At 55.5% G+C, this 20,728-nt stretch carries 13 protein-coding genes and 2 pseudogenes; all 15 read right to left on the reverse strand.

The genetic code is table 11. The features are described from left to right. Window positions 1-7: 7 nt before the first annotated feature. On the reverse strand, window positions 8-454 hold the full coding sequence (gene tssE / locus ACQKPS_RS20570) for a type VI secretion system baseplate subunit TssE (RefSeq protein WP_427605511.1): 447 nt from the start codon (window positions 452-454) through the stop codon (window positions 8-10). A 4-nt stretch (window positions 455-458) separates the two neighbouring features. Continuing rightward, on the reverse strand, window positions 459-995 hold the full coding sequence (gene tssJ / locus ACQKPS_RS20575) for a type VI secretion system lipoprotein TssJ (RefSeq protein ID WP_427605512.1): 537 nt from the start codon (window positions 993-995) through the stop codon (window positions 459-461). Beyond that, on the reverse strand, window positions 976-2,073 hold the full coding sequence (gene tssG, locus ACQKPS_RS20580) for a type VI secretion system baseplate subunit TssG (RefSeq protein WP_254485050.1): 1,098 nt from the start codon (window positions 2,071-2,073) through the stop codon (window positions 976-978). Before tssG ends, tssJ begins: the two co-directional genes overlap by 20 nt. Continuing rightward, window positions 2,037-3,806 carry a type VI secretion system baseplate subunit TssF gene (tssF, locus tag ACQKPS_RS20585; RefSeq protein ID WP_254485049.1) on the reverse strand — a complete coding sequence of 590 codons (1,770 nt, stop codon included), beginning with the start codon at window positions 3,804-3,806 and terminating at the stop codon, window positions 2,037-2,039. Before tssF ends, tssG begins: the two co-directional genes overlap by 37 nt. A 23-nt stretch (window positions 3,807-3,829) precedes the next feature. Then, window positions 3,830-5,416: a type VI secretion system protein TssA gene (tssA, locus tag ACQKPS_RS20590; protein WP_254485048.1), complete on the reverse strand. Its 1,587-nt coding sequence runs from the start codon at window positions 5,414-5,416 to the stop codon at window positions 3,830-3,832. Then, a pseudogene (locus ACQKPS_RS20595) lies at window positions 5,413-8,736 on the reverse strand (ImcF-related family protein). Before ACQKPS_RS20595 ends, tssA begins: the two are co-directional and overlap by 4 nt. A 19-nt stretch (window positions 8,737-8,755) precedes the next feature. Next, window positions 8,756-9,889, reverse strand: coding sequence for a hypothetical protein (locus ACQKPS_RS20600; protein ID WP_427605513.1), 1,134 nt, complete (start codon window positions 9,887-9,889; stop codon window positions 8,756-8,758). Window positions 9,890-9,962: 73 nt separating this feature from the next. Beyond that, complete coding sequence (locus tag ACQKPS_RS20605) at window positions 9,963-10,226, reverse strand: PAAR domain-containing protein (RefSeq protein ID WP_302329835.1); 264 nt, start codon at window positions 10,224-10,226, stop codon at window positions 9,963-9,965. A gap of 84 nt (window positions 10,227-10,310) precedes the next feature. Beyond that, window positions 10,311-11,498, reverse strand: a complete 1,188-nt coding sequence (locus ACQKPS_RS20610; RefSeq protein WP_427605514.1) for an SUMF1/EgtB/PvdO family nonheme iron enzyme — start codon at window positions 11,496-11,498, stop codon at window positions 10,311-10,313. Between the two features lie 84 nt (window positions 11,499-11,582). Continuing rightward, window positions 11,583-12,599, reverse strand: coding sequence for a formylglycine-generating enzyme family protein (locus ACQKPS_RS20615; RefSeq protein WP_254485045.1), 1,017 nt, complete (start codon window positions 12,597-12,599; stop codon window positions 11,583-11,585). A gap of 21 nt (window positions 12,600-12,620) precedes the next feature. Next, the gene (locus ACQKPS_RS20620; protein ID WP_427605515.1) at window positions 12,621-13,187 is read right to left on the reverse strand and encodes a hypothetical protein; all 567 of its coding nucleotides are present in this window, start codon (window positions 13,185-13,187) and stop codon (window positions 12,621-12,623) included. A gap of 37 nt (window positions 13,188-13,224) precedes the next feature. Beyond that, the gene (locus tag ACQKPS_RS20625; RefSeq protein ID WP_427605516.1) at window positions 13,225-14,889 is read right to left on the reverse strand and encodes a hypothetical protein; all 1,665 of its coding nucleotides are present in this window, start codon (window positions 14,887-14,889) and stop codon (window positions 13,225-13,227) included. Window positions 14,890-14,906: 17 nt separating this feature from the next. After that, window positions 14,907-17,411 (reverse strand): annotated as a pseudogene (locus ACQKPS_RS20630) (type VI secretion system Vgr family protein). A 2-nt stretch (window positions 17,412-17,413) separates the two neighbouring features. Then, window positions 17,414-20,068 (reverse strand): type VI secretion system ATPase TssH, encoded by a 2,655-nt coding sequence (gene tssH, locus ACQKPS_RS20635; protein WP_427605517.1) that lies wholly within the window; start codon window positions 20,066-20,068, stop codon window positions 17,414-17,416. 149 nt (window positions 20,069-20,217) lie between these two features. Then, entirely contained in the window at window positions 20,218-20,721 is a 504-nt protein-coding gene (locus tag ACQKPS_RS20640; protein ID WP_254485041.1) for an Hcp family type VI secretion system effector, read from the reverse strand. Window positions 20,722-20,728: the final 7 nt, after the last annotated feature.

The raw sequence follows: 20,728 nt of genomic DNA on the forward strand, positions 1-20,728 counted from the left end.
CCCCCTGTCAATTCCATTGCACGGGAAGGTAGCCTTCCTGCTTGAGGTGACGCCCCACAACCCTGCCTTCGGCGCCGAGTGTGGTCCCAAAGGACGCCCTGCCGCCGCCCTTGATGAGTACGTCAAGGGCATAGTCAAGATGGCCAGGGCGAGACTGAGGTATCAGCTGAACGCTCACCTGCGCCAGCCGTGGCTCATAACGGCGCAACGTGCGGGCGATGTCGTTCATCAAACCATGGGCTGAAGCCGGTAGCCCTTGGAGCACCGTGCCCATGTCCGGCAAGCCATAGTCGGCCAGATGCGAGAGTGAACCTGCACGGCTGTTGAGAATGCGCTGAATGTTGTCCAGCACCGAGAGGGTCAGCTGGTCATCTTCATTCACCTGGTCCAGCGCTAGCTCACCGCGGAAGTTCTGCAACAGGATTTCGTAAAGAGAAGGACTGGTTTCAGGCATGCAGTCAGCCCTCCACGCGGTGTCGGAGGGTCAGTCGGTTATCGCCCAGTTCGAGCACCCTGGCCTGATCCGGTTCGAGGTCGTCCCGCTGCAAGACAACGCGCCACGTATTTTCGATAACGTCTGGACTTCGGAACAGAGCAACCACCGCAACATACCGAGCGTCGCCTTGCAGGGGAGTACTCAGCTGCGCCGCCTCACCGGGCTTGATCACCACCACGCGTTCATCGAGCAGATCATCGCGAAGCACCCGTTCCCCCTGGCTTAGCAGATCGTCATAGGTGGCGTTCTCCAGCGCCTTGTTGTCCTTCAACTGGTAGACCCGTACCAGTACAGGCACCGACAACCCGCTCATCTCTCCTGCAGCAGTATTTATCGCCAACCGGCCGCTCAGATCCAGATGCAGCATTTTGACTTGCTTGTAAAAAATCGCATCAGCAGCAGACGCCGTGCCATCTGCCACCTTCTGCGCAAGGCCGCATCCAGCCAGTACAGCAATCAGCGTTGATGCCATGAAGCACTTAAAAACGGTACGCCACATGCTGTACCTCCTTCCGGCAAGGATTCGGTTGCAGACCTTGATATCGGCCCAGGTTGATTGTGATCGTGTCGTCTTGAGCCGGTGCGGATACGCCCTCTGCCCGCCTCAGTACAGCGGTCATGCCAAGCATCGACCGAGTGCGCCCTAACACCGGAACCGGCACCCTCTCGCGCGCAATCGAGAGCTGCAGCAGCGCTGTGCAACGCCACCCCAGGTACACCTCAAGCAACACCCGCAAATCGGCTAACAGCTGACCACCCGGAAGCCACTCACGCGCTTCATCTTCGTCCTCGGTATACAGCCGCAGGCGCAGTTGGCTGTTCGCGTCGTGCCCGACAGCACCTAATGGCATGCCCTGGCCCAATCTCACCGGGCGCTCGGGTGCCAGGCTGGCAGGTTGCTCAAGCACAACGCTCTGCGGCCAATGCCCGGTCACGTGCGTAACCGTATGCGGCGCCAGCAGCTTCACCAAGGCACCGATCCCCTCCGCATTGCGCGTGGGCAGGCGCATCACACTGAGCAGGGCCAGAAAACGTGACATTGGGGTGGCGATGCGCTCTGCCGTACCGGGAATGCCCAGCCCGATCAAGCCCAACAAACACTGTGAAGTGGCATCGCGCCCGCCCGGCTCGAACGTTGCCGGGTAGGAATACTTGCGCCAGATCCGGTAGAACTGGGTGAATAGCCGATGGTTGAAGATATCGAGGAAGCGCTCCAGCGCCTCATGGCCTTCGCGTCGCTGGGCGATATCATCCAGATAGCCCGTGGGCAACGGAGAGTCGACGCCATACAAACCCAGCAGCCGGGTTCGCACTGTCAGCGGTTGGTCTGGAGCAACCTCGTCGATTTCAATGGCCTTCAACTCGCCTGCCGGGAATCCCATTCCAGGGTCTGGGCGGAACCTGACCCGGTCATCGCCGGGATGTGCAGTGCTGCCTAGCGGTGGTTGTTCAGCCAACACCTGCTCCAGCACCTGGCAGAAGCGGTAGACGTTAGCGGTCGAAACCTGTTCAGCCAGCACCTGCAGAATGCCTTCGGCCTTTAGCCGGGAATACGCTGACTGTGATGTTCGTTCCATCGCAGGGACCTCCCTGTAGGTTGCAGAATCATCGTCAGTTGCGTGCACAAATGAATGTCCGCATACAAAGCGAAGAAGCGGCTGAGCATTTCCCCGAACAGGCAGATGTCCCCCTCGCCTGAAAATCCGTTGCCATCGACCGTCACCTCGATATCCACACCTCGCAGCAAGAAGCCTTTTTCGAAGCGCTGAATCAGGTGATGCTTGACGTCGACAATGGCCTCCAGACGGCGGCGGTTCGTTTCGCTGCCCGTCCACTCGTACAAGGCCAACGTGCCACGCAGTACCTCGGCACTGTTGAGCATCGGCAGGAAATTCGATCCCAGGTGGCTGAGGACTCGCCAGTGAAAACGATCGCGATTGGGTGGGTAGCACGGTAGTGTCGGCGCGGTCAGGTTGCGCACTCGCAAACCTGCCTGGGTGGACTGCGCCGCAGCATCGAGCAAGGTGCTGCGCAAGGCTTTGCGCGGCAGCTGACCATTGGTGCCGGTCAGGCGCAACGACAGGCTTTTGCGGTTGAGCAGCACATCCTTGTCAAAGCCCTCTCCGCCAAGGATCAACCAGGTGTCATGAAGACCATTGGCACCGGGCCTCAAGCGGGTATGGAAGTAGCGCTCGGGGGCCTCATCGCGAAGCATGCCCCCTTTGTGGCGAAAACTGCTGAAAGGCACGTAGTCCTGACGCACGCTGTCTTTCGTTCCAGAAACCTTGTCTACCGAGTAGATCTCTGTATGACCGTCCTGCAAGCGCATTGGGCGAAGCAGGTATTCATTCTGCAATGGGTCCAGGGTGAGTGGGTCCGCCTCCAGTGCAAACAGATTGATCACGGGAACCGCGTGCAGACGAATGTGCTCTTGCGTGGGCGTGAACGTATGCGACCAGGTTTCAGTGAGTACGACGTCAAGCTCAAACCATGGGGTGTCTGGGGGCAGCGCGAGCGAATCTAGGCCACAGAGTGTGACGAACATGAATTTCTCACGGAACGTGAAGTACTCCAGCAACAGCTGATAACCACTGAACGCGCTGTCGCCTTTAGGCCAAAGGCGATCATCGTCGGCAAAACCCATTGGCTTGAAATGCCCCGCAAATGCCTTGCGCTGCGCCGCGCCTGGCAAGCGCACATGCAGCGCCTGCACGTTCAATGTCAGCGCCTGGTGCAGCACACTGGCAAGCGCCGCGTCGCCGTTCAGATACAAGGGGATGTGCGCGAGGTCGAGTTGATCCCAGTTGGCCAGTGCTCCGCGCGCGAAGCGCAGGCGCAGAACTGCACGGCCATCGGGCTCATGGTCAAGCCGCACGGTGTCCAGATTGAGTGGCCGTAGGGTCAAATCCTGCGTGGTGGAGTAGCGGCAACGGGTACGGTGCTGACCCACCGGCTGTGACAACACCTGAAAGCCTCTTGTGACCGCCTCGCAGCCTTTCATCTGACTGACATCTGGCATCAGTTCGACGATGGCCAGTGACGGGATGGTGCGCAAGTAGTGGGGCCACAGCAGGCTGACCAGCCCCTCCGTCAGCTCAGGCAGGTCATCGTCCAATTTCTCACGCAGGCGCCCCATCAGGAACGCAAAACCTTCGAACAGGCGCTCGACAAAGGGGTCTTCAGCGCCGGGTTTGTCCAGGTTGAGCTGCGCCGCACGGTCGGGAAAAGCCTGGGCAAACTCCTTGCCCGCTTCACGCAGGTAGCGCATTTCAGCGTCGAAGTAACGCAGGGTTGGGTTGTCCGTAGTCAAAACAGATTCCTGATCAAAGTGAATTAGCTGCACAGCACTGCAGCACGTACCGGGTCAATGGATACGAGTGCTGCCAGCTGATGCTCCATTTGCTGCGCCAACGCAGGCCGGTCAGCGTCGTTGCGCTGGGCCTTCAAACGCAGCAGCTTGAGCAAGCGCGCCTTGACCTCGAAGAGCAGGTCAGGCTCCCAGTCGGCAAAGGTGTGGCGTTGCGCGGCAGCGTCCAGCTCAGTGAACAAATGAATGGCCAGCTCGGCCTTGCCGCACTGCTCGGCCACCCGCGCCATCAGCAAACGCAGTAACCAACGCTGTCGCCCGGTCTGAACATCGGGCCGACTCGCCAGCCAGGCCAGCGCCTGCTCGACACCGTCAGCATCCGCTTGCGCCAGTGCCTCGGGTTCCAAGGCGAGTATTTCGCATGCAGCCGCCGACAGTGCGGGGGCCGCTGCGGGCAGCCATTGTTCTGGGCGGTTAGCGCTGACCTGCTGGTTGATCCACTCTCGCGTGGCTTCATCAGCGAATGGCGAGCCATCGCTCCAGCACAGCAGCTCCACGCCCGGCAGACGGTGCAGCAGCATGGCCAGATCGTGTTTGACGATATCCGCCCAGTTTTTGTAGGGCTCAGCCGATTTGCTCAAGGCTTGATGGAGATACCATTGCAGATCCAACCAGAAGTGATTGACGCCTTCGGCATACATCTGCTCGACCTGATCAATCAACTCGCTCCAGCTTTGTTGCAGGTGCAGGCGCTTGAGCTGCGCGCGATACTCGCCGCGAGGCGGTGCCAGGCGGGTAATCCCCTGGGCATTTTGCGGCGGCACCTGATGCACGGTGTCCCAACGCAAGCTCTTCATCAGCCTATGCGCTGCCAGCCACCCTTCGGGTTGTTCACGCAGGTAGCTGGCCAGGCCCCGGCCACTGTCCAGCAAATCGCGACCGGACTTGATGGGTGATACGCTCGGGCCAGGGGCGCTACTTCTCAGCGGTGAATCACTGCTGGTCTGCGGGACGATTGCATCAACACCTCCCGACACGGCGAGTCGGGTATTGAGTGCGCCGTACAAGGCGTCCAGCCGCGGTCGCTGGTCTTCTGGCCAATGGCTGAAGCCGTGCTCCAACCACACCAACGCCGCCACCGTTCGCTCGCTTTCAGCCTTGACCACCTGAGGGTACAGCGACAGGCTTGCCAGGACCCTGCTGCCGGCAAGCCACTCCAAGGCCATCTTGCGGCTATTGGGGCGCACCGGCAGGATGTCGCAGGCATAGCGTTCCATCAGCGCCGCCAGCAAACTCAGGCCATCTGCCAAGCCGGCCTCACCGTCCCGGTGCAAGCGTGCCCACAGGTAGTAGGTGGCAACGCGAAGGTCTTTGCAGGACTGCTGGAGCAGCTTCTGCGCCAGTTGCGCCACAAGGTCGACATCCGCACCGGAGAGTTTGTTGACCTCTTCGCGCATGCGCTGGAAATCGTCGTCGTAGCCCGGATCCTCTCCCACCGGTGCATCACCGCTGATGGGCGTTAGCCAAGGCTCCCAGGATTCGCTGTGTTTGCGGGCAATGACCAGCGGCTCGCTGGCGGGCAAACAGCTTTCGACCAGGTTTTTCAGGCTCACTCGATACCCCCATTCTGTGTGTACTGTGGGGTATCACGGCCCTCTACCAAAAAGATCTCTCGCGGCAAGCTGAACCCGCGCAACTTGAGCAGTGCCAACGGGCCTTCGCCCAACTCCGTGCGCAAGTGCCAGGTCAGGCCCAGGCCATCCGGCGCATCCAGCACGACCCTGAAGCGACTGTCGCCATCATCCAGCGCCGTGACAGTCGCCTGCTCCAGTAGCCGAATCAGCCCCCAGGTGCCCTGATAGTCCGCAAACAGACGTTCACCAGTGTGGACGCTGCTCCACGTCAGGCTGATGCCGGGATGGTCACCCTGCCCGGGCCAGCGAAAACGTTGCCAGCTTTCTCGCTGATTGAAGTAGTGATGCTTTTCACCGTTGAGTACGAAGGTGGTCTGCACCACATCACGTACAGGCTTGCCTTGCAGCTCGAAGCTCAAGCCCATACCGCCATCGGTGTACAGCACATCGGCCAGCTGGCTCAGTTGGTTGATCGCTGTTAGAAAGTCCGGGTTGAAACGCAGGCCCTGGCTCTGTCGCGCGTCGGCCACCCAGCGGCCGCCTTCCTTGCGCAGAAGCCCCGTGAGCTGCTGAGCCAGGAACTGCTCGATCCGCCCGGAATCGGCACGGATCATCTGCCCCAGCATGGGCAAGGAAGCATCACTGCTGGTGGCGGCGAAGGGATAACGGCCGCTGAAAGCGCCTTGCCATTCATCGACGACCGCGCGCTGCCAGGCCCGGTTGAGGCCGGCCGACGACGGCTGCAGAATCTGCTGCCATGCCTGATCCAGCGGCTGCACGAACAACGTATTAGCCGCTGGCCCCCAGTCGGCGCCGAGGCTGGCGGCGATCAGGTTGCCATAGGCCTGGGTATCTGTCAGGTCCGCGCCTTTGCCTTGGAATACCGTCTGGGCCAAGGTCTGAATCATCGCCTCGGGGTCAGGCGCATTGACCACCTGCTGAAGCTTCAAGCGCACGGCGGTAACCCGGGTGAGGAAGGCTTGCAGGCTCAGGCGGCCATCGACTGATCGCCCTTCAGACTCCTTGCCCAGCAACGCCATCAAGGGGCCAAAGGTGCTGTCGAGCGGGCCGCTGGGTGTTTGGGGAAGTTGATCGATGATCGGCGCTGCTTTTTGTCCCACCAACTTCTGTGCGGATTCGATCAGGGAATCGGCCAGGGCCTGGCCACGGACGCCGGCCTGGCCCTGATAACTCAACGTGTTCATCAAGGCGATCAGCGGTGACTGACGCACGTCACTCATCAGCGTCAACTGTGCAATCACATCGTTCAGGCCATGGCCTTGCTGCCAGCGCAGGCTGTTGAGGAATGTCAGCCAGGCACTGCTGTAATCCTGGAAGTAGCGGGAGGTCAACCGCTCCCTCAGTTGATCGGGGCTCAGTTCCTTGGCGATGTCGTTGGGGTTGTCGCTGAGTACCCAGTCGATCTCTTCGCGCCGCGCCTGCGCCGCGTCTTCAATGGCTGCGCGAACCTACCCTTCCCAGGCTTGGCGGGTGAATACACCGGGGACCTGTTCTGCACTGGTGAACAGGGTGGATGCATCAGTGTCACCCACCATCTGCTGCAAGCCCAACGCCGGGTAGTGGTTCGCCGCGGTGTCGAGGACCTGCTGGTACAGACTGCTTTCAGCATTTCGTTGCCCCAGCTCGCGCAGCAGCACCTGGCGCGTTTGGGCGATCAACCTGAGGTCGACCTTGATCGCCCAGTCAGGGTGCTCGGGCAGATGCTGGCCGTAGGACGTCCACAATGCCGGTTCGGCAGCGCCCAAGGTCTCGGCCAAGAAAGCAGCATCGGCTTTTTCCGGGCGTGCCAGCATCAGATAGGCTTTGAGGTAGTCGTACGTCTGCTGTGGCCGCTTGGCGCGCTGGGGGCTCGCCGCAGGCAAGTTGACCAACGCGTTGAGCCGGTTTTCCAGTTCAGAGACGGCGGGGTCACGGAGCAGCTGGTTATTGGCCTGCGTATAGAGGGGCCACACCGCTTCACGCAGCTCGTGCGACCGGTTCAGGCCAAAGCGCTGATACCACGGTGCGCCGTGTTCTGATCGATAGTCCAGGCGGGAGAGTTCGCGCACCAGCTCGCCCAGTGCCTGTTTAGTGTCGGTGCCCGCTACGGGCTGCTGCAACGCGCTGTACGCCGCCGCGATCTGACCGACCTCGGCGCGGTTGCTGGCAAAGGACAACAACAAGCCGATGCCCCAGATGGAGGCTAGGCCCAGCGCAGAAACGTAGGCGACTCTGGCTGGGTGCCAGCCCAGCCGGCGGGCTCGGGCGGAGCGATCGTTGAGGATCCCTGACCATGCTGGGTCTTCAGGCCAGTGATGATCCACGCGAAGGTTGTTCTGGAGTCGCAGCGGCAAGCTGAACCACACTCCACGCAACCAGACGTCGCGTCGTCGGAACAGCGCGGACAATGCAGCGCACCATCCGGAGACACCCTCGGTCGCAACATCGCGTGACAATCGAAGCAAGAAATCATGATCAGAGTCTTTTTGAAGCTGCGATAGACCCTGCTCACGTAAGGGTTGTGCGAGCATGCCTAAGTGGTCGGCGAGCCGCACTGGCGATAATGGTACCGGGAGCATGCAGCCTACCGCTCCGATTTCGCGCGCGTGCTGCGGCCACATACTGTCGCAGACCTGCCAAACATGCAGCAGCAATTGGCAGCGTAGGGTTTTGGCCAGATTCTGCAAACGACGAACGCTATCGTTCATCGCACTCACGTTATTGCTTTGGACTTTGTTCAACACCCAGACCACCCCATTGAGCGCACGGTTGCGGCATAGGCCGCGCCACTGCAAAAGCAACGTGTCTTGCGGTTCACCTTGGATGCTGCCGGCCCACAGCAGCACGGTGTTTTGCCCTTCCAGCCAACGCTGCTCGCTCAACCCAGGGGCAATCGCCTCGATCTGCTCAGACTCACCGACCACCAACAACAGTCGAATTTTGCGCCGCCAGAAGAAGCCGTAGCGTCCCTTCAAATGCGCCCTCAACTCGGGCACGCCGAATGGATCCTCAGCATTAGAAACCACGTTACTGCCAGTCGAACGAGTCCAGTTGACCCCGAGCTTTTGTCCCATCAGAGCAATAAAATCTCTCGCGCCCAACATTCGGATAGCCAATTCGCCGACGCCATCGAGAAAGAGAAATATCAAACAGCCGATCAACAACACTGCTGACCATTGCAAGCGTGCAGTCTCACTCCCCACCTGCACTACGGGATTATCGACCCAGATCAATACCCCACCCGCAACGAGCAAACACAGGATCACTATCCAGACGCTGATTCTCTTCTTTTTCACGATCAATCCCTATTTCAAGATCTCATGCAGGCCGGACAATAAAAATTTGAGCAGAGGCATCGTGTAGCAGGACCACCTGCGGACCGCCCTCCGCCTTGGCACACTCACTAGCAACGATTAATGCGACATTACCTACTGCACATCCAGGCAAACCAAACGAATCATCCAGTCGATGACACCTGGCCACGTTAAAAGGGAAACGTGCTGCATTCACAGCGATACTTGTCTCACGTAAAACGTCACCAGGCACCTGAGCCTGCCAACTAAAGTACGTTTCTTCTCCGGCACGCAGTTGCCCCCAAAGAAATGCATCCGTAACTGCATCCTTGATAGAGCGACCAGCGCACTCAAGTTGGACAGGGCGATGAACCAGGGCGATCGAATCAATTTTTTGCGCGTTACACCACTGCGAAGAGCCCAACAACACAGCTGACACGGTCTCGGCCTGTTCAGCAACGGGGTTTAGAAAAAGATTAATTTCGACGGACACTAACAATTGATGTCGTTCCGGCGCATCCAACCAAGTGTCCAGCCACATTACGCCATCATCGTCCATTGCAAAGACCACGCTATCCGTTAAACGGGGGTTGGTGGTAACTGCAGACCAAATAGACAGAAGCTCTTCATTGCAAAGCACTTGGTTATGCCTGATACGAACGTCCACAGCAAGACTGCGCGCCCCGATCTCTAAATCAGACTCCAACCCACGTACAACTTGTTGTAAAAATCCACGTAAACGCTTAGCGTATTCGTACTTTGAGTGATTTTGTACCGACGGTTTTAATTGGCTCAACCGCATTGTCAAGGCTTGCCCTTCCAGATAAATAGGCTGGAGAGGCTTACTACCCAAACGCAGGGCCTGAGCAAGTTTATTATTACCCGCCCCGGAACAATAGGATACGGCCAATACGGCAACCGTACGCTGGCCGCGCCGAATGAGTGACCGCTCCAACTCATCGCGACTCTCATTCCAACTCTCTATATAATCTCGATGCTTCTCGTACGCCAACAAACGCAGTGCGTAGATCACTAACCCGGCAATCAAAACTCCTAATAATGCGCAGATCCAAAACCACAATGATGTATGCCAACTGTCCACCCGCCAAAGCAGGACCATCAACCCGCCAACGACGAGCGAACAAAGCAAGATGACCACACCCCATCGCCAGTGCCGAGGTTGCCGGGGTAGCAATCGCCTCTCGGGTAATGAGTTCAGGTCAACTGACATCTCACCGCCTACCTGCTTGAGGAAGCGACGTGATTAACTCACAACCACAGGAACAGCAATGACCGTCTAAAGCAATGGGCCGACCTTTAACTTTCGAACCTGTATCCCCCTCTGCTATTTCATTCACGCCGTGCCCAGGTATTGGACAAAACACAGCATCACCTACGCAAGCGACATCAAGCTGCATGAATTTCAATCCACGGGTACCGGCAAGTACCTTGCCTCCCGAAGACAGTTTATCGCCAACACGAATAACTCCGCGCATATCATTAAGCACTCAATAATAAAATCATTACCCGCCTTTCAGGCAGCCTACATTTAAATGCCCTCTTAAATATAGAGCTGGCCGCTACTCAATCCGATCTCCACTATTAACAACACACCTAGCCGTTTTATCGCCCAACACAATCAGTTTATGTTCAAATGCATAACCATGCGGATTCTCAGCGGTTCTGTGCACATTCACTCCTCCGCCCCAGCTTGGATTGGCATATGCCTGACCACGTGCAACTTTTGTATCCCGCCCATAGTAGTCCTTGGTAACGGGTGTTTCCGGCCCCTGGGGGTCAATTTCAGGGGAGTACTGATAATAATTTTCGTCATACCAATCTTTAACCCACTCCAGCCCATTATCCGACATGGCATAAAGGCCCAACGGATTGGGAGGAAACCTGTCTACCGGCAAGGGCGTGAGCCCCTTCGTGCTCCACCCCATTTGTCTAGCAAATTCCCTACGATCTCGAGTAGTAGAAATGTTAATTCCTTTCGGCCCACCCCCATATTTAGTAAAACCATCATTTGTCTGCTTATAAGTACCGTCATCAGTGGCCACCATCAAAAACTGCCCGCGGCTGCGTGCCGCGTACTCCCACTGGGCCTCAGTGGGTAATGAGAAAGGAAGATTGGACACTTTAGCCAGCCAGCTGCAATAGCGGTCGGCTTCATACCAGTCCATATGCGCTGGCAAATCAGGTAAAGAATGAATATTCTTCCATTCCTCCTGTATTGCCCCATTTTCAAAAGAACGCAAGTTAAGACCATTGCTTTTAAGATACATCTCAAACTCTTTATTTGAGATCTTAAATCTTGCAATAGAAAAGGTGCTCAACTTGACCTTATGTACTGGCCGACTGTCTTCATTACTATCATAGGACATTTTCTCCGCCCCATACTGCAAGCCATAATCCCCCATCAAGTATTCACCACCTTCAACAAACACCAAGTCCCTTTTTACTTCTTCGATAAAATGCTTCATCTCTATCGGCGTTATCCCGAGTTCCTTATGATCAACTCCGCTCGCCAACTGGTCACAGCCTGACAAACTCAAAAAAACCAAACAAAAAGCAATGGGCCGACCTTTAACTTTCGAACCTGTATCCCACTCTACTATTTCATTCACGCCGTGCCCAGGTATTGGACAAAAAACAGCATCACCTACGCAAGCGACATCAAGCTGCATAAATTTCAATCCACGGGTGCCGGCAAGTACCTTGCCTCCCGAAGACAGTTTATCGCCAACACGAATAACTCCGCGCATATCATTAAGCACCCAATAATAAAATCATTACCCGCCTTTCAGGCAGCCCAAATTTAAATGCCCCCTGAAATATTGAGCTCACCGCTACTCAATCCGACTGTCACTATTAACAACGCACCTAGCCGTTTTATCGCCCAACACAATCATTTTATGTTCAGATGCATAACCATGCGGATTCTCAGGGGTTCTGTGCACATTCACTCCTCCTCCCCAGCTTGGATTGGCATATGCCTGACCACGTGCAACTTTTGTATCCCGGCCATAGTAGTCCTTGGTCACTGGTGTCTCCGGCCCCTGGGGGTCAATTTCAGGGGAGTACTGATAATAATTTTCGTCATACCAATCTTTAACCCACTCCAGCCCATTATCCGACATGGCATAAAGGCCCAACGGATTGGGAGGAAACCTGTCTACCGGCAAGGGCGTAAGCCCCTCCGTGCTCCACCCCATTTGTCTAGCAAAATCCTCACGATCTCGATAAGTAGAAATGTTAATTCCTTTCGGCCCTCCCCCATATTTAGTAAAACCATCATTTGTCTGCTTATAAGTACCATCATCAGTGGCCACCATCAAAAACTGCCCGCGGCTGCGTGCCGCGTACTCCCACTGGGCCTCAGTGGGTAATGAGAAAGGAAGATTGGACACTTTAGCCAGCCAGTTGCAATAGCGGTCGGCTTCATACCAGTCCATATGCGCTGGCAAATTAGGTAAAGAATTAATGTTCTTCCACTTTTCCTGTATCCCCCCCACTTCAAAAGAACGCAACTTAAGACCACTGCTTTTAAGATACATCTCAAACTCTTTATTTGAGATCTTAAATCTTGCAATAGAAAAGGTGCTCAACTTGACCTTATGTACTGGCCGGCTATCTCCATCACTATCATAAGACATTTGCTCCGGCCCATACTCTAAGCCATAATCCCCCATCAAATATTCACCTCCCTCAACAAACACCAAGTCCCTTTTTACTTCTTCGACAAAATGCTTCATCTCTATCGGCGTAATCCCGAGGTCCTTATAATCAACTCCGCTTGCCAACTGGTCACAGCCTGACAAACTCAAAAAAACCAAACAAAATATAGACACCTTAAAAATTTTCACGACCACTCCAATTAGATTTACTCAGACAATATCCGCACTACAAGGACCAAACTTGCAGCGTCGCGGGTAATTCGGATTACGACCAACGTTTAGCTTATAATAGACTGTATCATTCATAGCGAGCGCATAACCAGAAGAACCAAACTCCTTCAACCGATCATAAATTATGGCCAATTCGCTTCGCTCATATTTTATTTCATAGAATTCTCTGTCTCGATCCCTCCCTAACTCAAGAAAGTCTACCAAGCTTCGCTCATGCCGCTCGACGGCGTCCAACTCATCGTATCCCTCTGATGGGCCATTCCCTTGCGCATTGACACGAGACAATACTTTACGCCACTCCGGCTTGCTCTGAATACTTCTAAGCACACAAAGCACCGCCTCTTTTCGTTCACCGTAGCGATCGAAAAACTCTATGTTTCCTGGATCTATATTGTCCCACTTACCATGACGCGTTAGAAGATAAAGCAATATACCCTTAGCTTCAGGTGTGTAGCGCAACAGATCCAACTGTCGAGTGATAACATTTTTAGCTAACTGATTCCGTCGTCTCGAAGCATCAATACTCTTCTTCGTCTCATCAGCCAATTCACCAACCTGTTTTGTGAAATCGTCTGCAATGTTTTCAATTGTTTTTATTTACGAGCGAGTAATACTCATATACATTAGCTTCAACGACCTCCATTTGCATAACACAATAGTTCGTATACACTCTAAATGCGGCCTTATCCATGACTCTAAAAAAACCATAATTCCTTTCATTCAGTTGATAAATCAACCAAGCACCAAACTCCAGAAAGGTATTGCCATCCACCTCACAAATAAAGCCACCTTTGGCACCTGCCCCTTTGCATAGAGAGGCTGCAAAATGAAAACAAAACTTCCCGTTAATAAAAGTACAATGAAAACTCAAGCCGGCACCCACCCCCGCCAACCCTGCAATACTGGGTCCTATTTTACAAAAATCGACGTACTCTCCAGTAGTCTCCAGTATACCGCCATTTGTTTCCCCTGCCGCTGTCGGCTTTAACCATTGCAGTGATCCCGTCAGTGTTCCTTCCGCCCTCGCACCTGCAAAAGCTTCTGCCGAAAGTTCTATCCCTTCATCTTCACTGTTCATCTGCTTATGAAAATCGTAAGCTCGGCTTCTTCTTTCACTGAAAGGTCTCAAACGACCAGGTTGGCCCATGACGGTTTGCTGGTGACCAATCCTGACTACCTGGAATTGAGCCTCCACCTGAAGCGTCGCTCCAATAAATGCGGCCAAGCGAACGTTCAAACTTAGGCGCATCATCCCTAAATCAAACGGGACCTCGTTCTCATCAGAGGGATTAACTGTAAGCGCCCATCCGATGCGATCTGGGGCGTAAATTGAAAAGGACGCCATGCCGGCAGCCGCAGTCAAGCTGCCGCCACCCTCTCCTTTGACGGAGAATTGTTGCTTACGTGGATCAATTTCAACATTTGCGCCGAAATTGGAAACAAAGCGCATAAACTGTGCTCCGCCCTCAAAGTCAATATGATCCCCCCACGTTGCCTCACCTTGTGCGGCAGCATTCCAGCTATCCGCCCAGTCAAAAAGTGAACAATCCATACTCAGCGCCTCAGGATCAAAACCAAGGCCTGCCCATTTAACAACATCCTTCAGATCAATTTTTATTTTTGGCCAATTCAATCCGGCAAGTTGCCTCTTAAGCTTCTTGTCGTCTATGCGTCGAATTTTTCCATCACTGCGTCGCTCAAAGATACTTTCAGCGCCGCCTTTTTTGTCACTACTTTTCAACGACACAGTATGGAGTTTTCTGCCATCCTTGCCTTTACTGTAGTAACCTTTTTTTACATAAACTACAGGCGCTCGTTTCTTACCCGCTTTTCTTTTAGCAGACTGACCACTAACAGGAATAAGCTCCACAACATCATTATATTTCATGTCTTGGGTAGAAAACTCACCAATTTTTTCTTTTAACTTTTCACGCTTCAGCTCCAAATTTTTCTCAGCTCGCACTACAGCGTCATGAAATGTCGCCTCAGGCGCTGTTGTGGTTTCTGCAGCAATTCCATATTTTTCAATTGCAACGGAGTAATTAATTTTTTCCTGATGAAAATCATTTACGCACTGCTGCATTTCCTTCCAATGCGCCTCAAACGCTGCAGCCTCACTGTCAGCAATAAAAACCAACTCTTCGGTTTCCGGACGAAAATAACACTGTACCGATTGATGATGAGCCACTACAACGGGTTTACTTTTGCAAATCCTGTTTTCTGCTACTGAGATATCCGCACCACTCATTTCCTGTCACTCCGAAGTTACTCAAAGAATAACTTTATGCTTTGAAGATCAATTCCATAGTGGGATTGTGTATAACCATTCCCATCTGTCATGCCTCTGAGCACGCTGCCATCGGCAGCTTCAATTCGATACCGTACGTAAGGTTTTGGCTGGTCACTGACTTTATCTCTAACTTGAAAGCCACCTTGCATGGGATTGATGTAAACAGGATCTTCCAGAATCATCGGCGCCAGGGCCTTCTCCAATGAGGCAGTGCCTCCCCAAGCGATATTGTCATTCTTGATATGCAGTTCACCCGGGGCACCGATCTCAACAGATCCGTCTTTTATCTTGATATAGGCACCTCTGCTAACCAGAGTGATGCCGTGTTGGGCATTGAGAACGATCTCGCCATTACTACTATTCAAAGCAAGTTCCTTGTCTGCTTGTAACGTCATCGCATCGCTTTGTGCCTGAATATCCACAGGACCACGAGCCGCAATTAACCTGAGCCCTAACTTTTGGGCGAACAGACTGATTGCCTCACCTGCGGCCACGCTAAAACGTTTGAATAGGCTGAAGTCAGCACTATCACCAGCCGTAGCTGTAATAGAGTTTTCTGCCGATAGTTGGATGTTTGCAGGTGTAACCATCGCTATCCCGGCAGGTGCCGAGGCAAGGAGTCCCGCATCTTTGAGCCGCGCCAAAGCCTCCCGCAGGCTCTGCTGGGCCTGATTATCAGCTGGTAATGCTCCCGACACAGCTGCGCTTTGCGCCAGTGCGTTCACCAATGCCAGAGCGTTATTGAGCTGAGCCAACGCTGCTCCCATCTCCAGCATTGTCCCTTGGGCTTGAGGCTGAGCATCAGCACTGATGAAGATGCCACTGCCGCCACGGATCGCGGCATGTCCATCGGTGCGCAGTTCCGCGCCCTCCCCGCGTGGCCGGCGATCGGCATCGACCAGATGCCCGAGATTTAGTTGAGTCTTGCCACTGTGCTCCGTACTGAGCTTGATGTGCTCCTGCCCACGCGTATCGTCCAGGCGGAACTTGTTGTTGGCCGGGGTCCGCAGCACATTGCGTTTGTAGTTGCGCAGCGTCACGTGGTCGGGATGTTCACTGTCGTGCAGGGCATGGGCGATGTAGGGGCGGTCCGGGTCGCCTTGCTCGAACGCCACCGCCACTTCGGTACCGCATATCAACGGCAGGTGCAGGCCATGGGTGTCACCCGCGTAAGGGCGTGCCAGCCGCAGCCAGACACTCTCCTCGCCCGCTCGCCAGGTGTCCCGGTCGAACAGGAAATTGACCCGGTAACGTCCCTCCATGTCGATATGGCCGTAAGGATCGTTCTTTTGCGTACTGGTGACCCGCGCCGGCACCGTACCGGCAATCTGTGGCTTGCCCAGCAATTTTGGTCGAAAGCCTATCGTCTCCGAGTAGGGAATCGCGTCGAACTTGGCTTCCAGGGTCCGGTCGCGTGCTGCCTCGACGATCAAATGGGTGATGACCACGCCAGGTTCGAAGACCTGTGGCGCCCCGTCAGAGACCGTCAGCACTCGCCCTGGGGCCAGCGTCACGCTGCTGCTGACACCGTTGCAACGGGTCTGGTCGTTGAGAAAGCGTTCATGATTCAGGCGCGCATAGAAGTAGCCGCTTTCGCTGAGCAGGTCCTCATCCTGGTCGATTGCGTCACCCAGCGCGGTATAGGGTTCGCCGTAGTGATAGCCTTCGCCGTACGTGGTGGTGTCGCCGCGGCTGTGATCAACTTCACCATCCAGGAAAGCAGCCGAGTCCCGGTGGTGGTAGGCACGCACGTTGATGTGCTGCACCACAACCTGATGCTCAACCTGCAGCGCCCATACGCCGTCCTGCCCATTGCTGGTCAAACCCGACAGGGGCCGATGCGGCTACTTAACGCCAAACTGGTAATGCCGTTGATGGTCGTGAAACTGGACCACATCAATGTAAAGCCGATCGTCGTGGGAGAAGCGATACCAGATGCCGACTTCCGCCAGCAGACGGCTGATGAAAGTCAGATCGCTCTCACCGTACTGCATGACCTGTTCACGCTTGGGATACTCGCGCGCCAGGTCGAACAAGAAGTGCTGCCCTTCCAGCTGGTGGCGACTGCGCAGGATGCTTTCGACGATCTCCGGTACCGACTGATGCTGATAGATCCGGTACTGCTTGCCACGTCCGAGCAATGCCAGGTGCGCTTCAAGCGTGACTTGGTAGCGGGCTTCATCCCGGGACCCGGAGACACGCTTGAAACCGGTGATGACGCCATGCAGCGTGCGTGAGGCGGCGTTGGTCATTGAGAGCTGGGCGGTGGGTTGAGACTTGCCCAGATAGAAGCTGGCATCTTTCCCGAGGATTTGCGCCGCCTCGATATCCTGTTCCGGGGAGGTGAACGCAATGGTGTAGTTGAAGGGTTGGCTCAGCCCCTCTTTGCCGTTGAACGACAGCACATCGAGCTCGGCGGCAAGGCCCTCGACTTCAAGCTGGTAGTGGTTATGGGTGGCACCCATTATTGGCATAGCCATGATCAAGCCCCCTCGGCAACTTGCAACGCTGGATCGTGTTCATCCACGAAGCTCAAGCTGATGCCGGTGTCTTCGCAGTACCCGAGCGTCACAGCTTGAGTTGGCTGACCGAGGGCTTGGCGCTGCAGCAACTGCTGGCTGAGCACCGGCAGGATCTGCTGGTTGAGCAAGCTATCGATGTTGCGGGCGCCGGTATCGGGCAAAAGGCAGGCAGCCACCAAGGCTGCATGAAGGGAGCCGTCAACCTCGCACCGCAAGCCATAGTGACGCTGTAACCGTTTGCCGACTTGATCGAGCTTGATCGCGACAATGCGCTCCAACGCATCGGCATCCAGTGGGCGGTAGATCAAGGTCTGGAAGCGTGCCAAGAGCGCAGGCTGAAAGTGCTCGCGCAATACTGGCCGTAACAGTTCATGAAGTGCGGCGTCTTCAATATCTGGCTGCCGCTCGACACAACCCTGCAACAGGTCACTGCCGAGGTTGGACGTCATGAGGATGACGGTATTGCGAAAATCGATCTCCCTTCCCTCTCCATCCCGCATGAAGCCGCGGTCAAACACCTGATAGAACAGGTTGAGCACATCACGGTGAGCCTTCTCGACTTCATCCAGCAACACCACGCTATAGGGGCGCTGGCGGACGGCTTCGGTGAGCACGCCGCCCTGACCGTAGCCCACATAGCCAGGCGGCGAACCTTTGAGTTGGCTGACGGTGTGCGCCTCCTGGTACTCCGACATGTTCAGCGTGATCAATGACTTCTCGCCACCGAACAGGCTGCTGGCCAATGCATGGGCCGTCTCTGTCTTGCCGATACCACTGGTCCCGACCTGCAGGAATACGCCCATCGGTGCTTTGTCGTCAGTGAGGCCCGTTCGGGCGGCGCGCAACCGTTGGGCAAGTGCAAGTAGCGCGGGGTCTTGACCAACAACACGCTCGGCCAACTGATCTTCCAGGTTCAACAAGCTGGCATGTTCGTCCTTCAGCAAGCTGCCGAGAGGCACGCCCGTCCAGTCTGCGATCACTTCCGCCACACTGCGTGCGCACACGTCGAGTGACAGCAGTGGCCGACTCCCTTGCACGTGGCTGAGGTCTTGTTGAAGCTGAGCGCAGGCAGCCGTATCGACCTGCTCGGCCTGGCGAGCCTCTAGCAGCTGATGGGTGAGATTGAGCTCTTGCTGGTATTGCAGCTCCAACGCGGTTTGCTGGCTTTCAAGCTGGGCCCGTTGTGCATTGATCTTCGCCAGGCGCGGCTCAGCCACATTGCCGGTCAGCTGCGCATCCTCTTCCAGCGCCCTTTGCTCGGCAATCAGCGCCGTCATTTGCGACTTCAGCCGGACCAGTGCGTGAGGCTCACAATCCAGACTCATGCGGACCCGAGCACAGGCGGTATCCACCAGATCAATCGCTTTGTCTGGCAGGCGGCGCCCCGTCAGAAAGCGCCGGGACAAGCTGACCGCCGCCTGCACTGCGGCGTCTTGAACATGCACGCCGTGGTAGCTGGCATATCGTGCTTTGAGCCCTCGCAGCATCACACAAGCATTGGCATCATCCGGCTCATCGACCTTGATCATCTGGAAGCGACGCTCCAGCGCCGCATCGCGCTCGAAGTACTGCTTGTACTCACTCCAGGTGGTGGCAGCGATGGTGCGCAACTCGCCACGCGCCAGGGCCGGCTTCAGCAGATTCGCCGCGTCTGCGCCCCCAGCCTGGTTACCAGCCCCGATCAAGGTGTGGGCTTCATCGATGAACAGCAGCAACGGAGTCTCTGACCGCTGGACGGCATCGATCACGTTCTTCAAGCGTTGTTCGAACTCGCCTTTGACACCGGCGCCCGCCTGGAGCAACCCCAGGTCCAGCGTACGGATGCACACCGGTTTCAGGCTATCGGGGACATCGCCGCTGGCGATGCGTAAAGCCAGCCCCTCGACCAGCGCTGTTTTGCCGACACCTGGATCGCCTACCAGAATGGGGTTGTTCTTGCGCCGACGGCTCAGCACATCGATCACCTGACGGATCTCATCGTCGCGGCCGAAGACCGGATCAATCTGCCCTGCTGCAGCCTTGGCAGTAACGTCATGGCTGAACTGATCCAAGATGGCGAGTAGTGCCGAATCACCACCTGCGCCGCCCACAGCCTCAGACTCTCCTGGCACTTCTGGCTTGAACAATGAATTCTGCTCTGATTGGCGTTCTTCCGAATCGAATTCAAGCAGCGCTTTCACTTGCTCCGATTGCGAAGGACCGATGCTCAATGCAGGCCAAGCGGCTGAACACTTAAGCAAGTTTGGCGCTTCAAATAGCGCCCCCAGCAAGTGAACGGATCGCAACTGCTCACAGTCACGATCCAGCGATGCCAACAACCAGGCATTGGTGATCAGCTGCCGCACTTCACCGCTCAACTGAGGTTTGCTGAGAACGCTACGCGGCAATGTGTTGAAGTGGTCAAGCAGTCCCTGCCAGATGGCTTCCATATCCCACTCATATCGGCGGGCGATGACCACGAGATCGCCCTCGCCTTGTTCAAACAATTTCAACAGCCAGTGTTCAACGGTGATATGACTGTGCCCACGTGCCTGGCAAAGTGAAGCTGCTGCCGTGAGTGCCTGGGTACAATAGGCGTTTAGCCGGCGAAGCAGGCGTGTAGGATCGTGTGCCATACAGGGCATCCTTGTCGTCAATGATCAACATGTCGCCACAAGTGCGAGCGCATCTGACTATCTGAGGTGTATTTGGCTGAACGCCCGCGCACGGACGCTCAACCCAAGACACTGGGGCCTGTCAACCAACGTGGGCTGACAGCCACTTTTTATTCAGCGGCAGCGGCGCTAGGGCGTTCATTCCAAGAATCCGAATGGATGATGTTTCCATCCTTGAAAGCCCAAGTGATCTTCTCGTAGCGCAACTCGACCAATTCCAAGTGATTGTGTTTCTCTTTCGCTGGGTCTTTGACGTCGTGCATTTTTGGTGCAACTTTCACGACCTTGACGTTTTCCAGTTTGGTGTTGAAATATTCCACCTCCTGCCCGGCATCATTGATTTTGTACCATTTGAATTCCGCTACTTTAAGCGTCTGCCCGGTCGTCACGGCTTTGTAGAGGTAAGGAGAAGAGGCGTCTATCTCCTTGGTGAAAACAAAAGGTGTGTGGATACGCGTACCGGTTAATTTGCCGGTATTGTTATCGGTTGGGATATACAGATCATGATCTTGACCGACCACTTCAACACTACCTTCGCGGCCCTTTACATCCACCGAGCCTTTGATATCGGCCCCGCCATCGTCTTTCAGCCACAGATAAACAGGAATAGCCATTTAGAAG

It is taken from the genome of Pseudomonas sp. NPDC086566, from assembly GCF_050280885.1.
In the GTDB taxonomy this organism is placed as follows: Bacteria; Pseudomonadota; Gammaproteobacteria; order Pseudomonadales; family Pseudomonadaceae; genus Aquipseudomonas; species Aquipseudomonas vlassakiae.

Bases quoted from the DNA above. Each gene is read 5' to 3' on its own strand.
- tssE (WP_427605511.1), bottom strand. From the start codon at position 454: ATGCCTGAAACCAGTCCTTCTCTTTACGAAATCCTGTTGCAGAACTTC.
- tssJ (WP_427605512.1), bottom strand. From the start codon at position 995: ATGTGGCGTACCGTTTTTAAGTGCTTCATGGCATCAACGCTGATTGCT.
- tssG (WP_254485050.1), bottom strand. From the start codon at position 2,073: ATGGAACGAACATCACAGTCAGCGTATTCCCGGCTAAAGGCCGAAGGC.
- ACQKPS_RS20605 (WP_302329835.1), bottom strand. From the start codon at position 10,226: ATGCGCGGAGTTATTCGTGTTGGCGATAAACTGTCTTCGGGAGGCAAG.
- ACQKPS_RS20610 (WP_427605514.1), bottom strand. From the start codon at position 11,498: ATGCGCGGAGTTATTCGTGTTGGCGATAAACTGTCTTCGGGAGGCAAG.
- ACQKPS_RS20625 (WP_427605516.1), bottom strand. From the start codon at position 14,889: ATGAGTGGTGCGGATATCTCAGTAGCAGAAAACAGGATTTGCAAAAGT.
- tssH (WP_427605517.1), bottom strand. From the start codon at position 20,068: ATGGCACACGATCCTACACGCCTGCTTCGCCGGCTAAACGCCTATTGT.
- ACQKPS_RS20640 (WP_254485041.1), bottom strand. From the start codon at position 20,721: ATGGCTATTCCTGTTTATCTGTGGCTGAAAGACGATGGCGGGGCCGAT.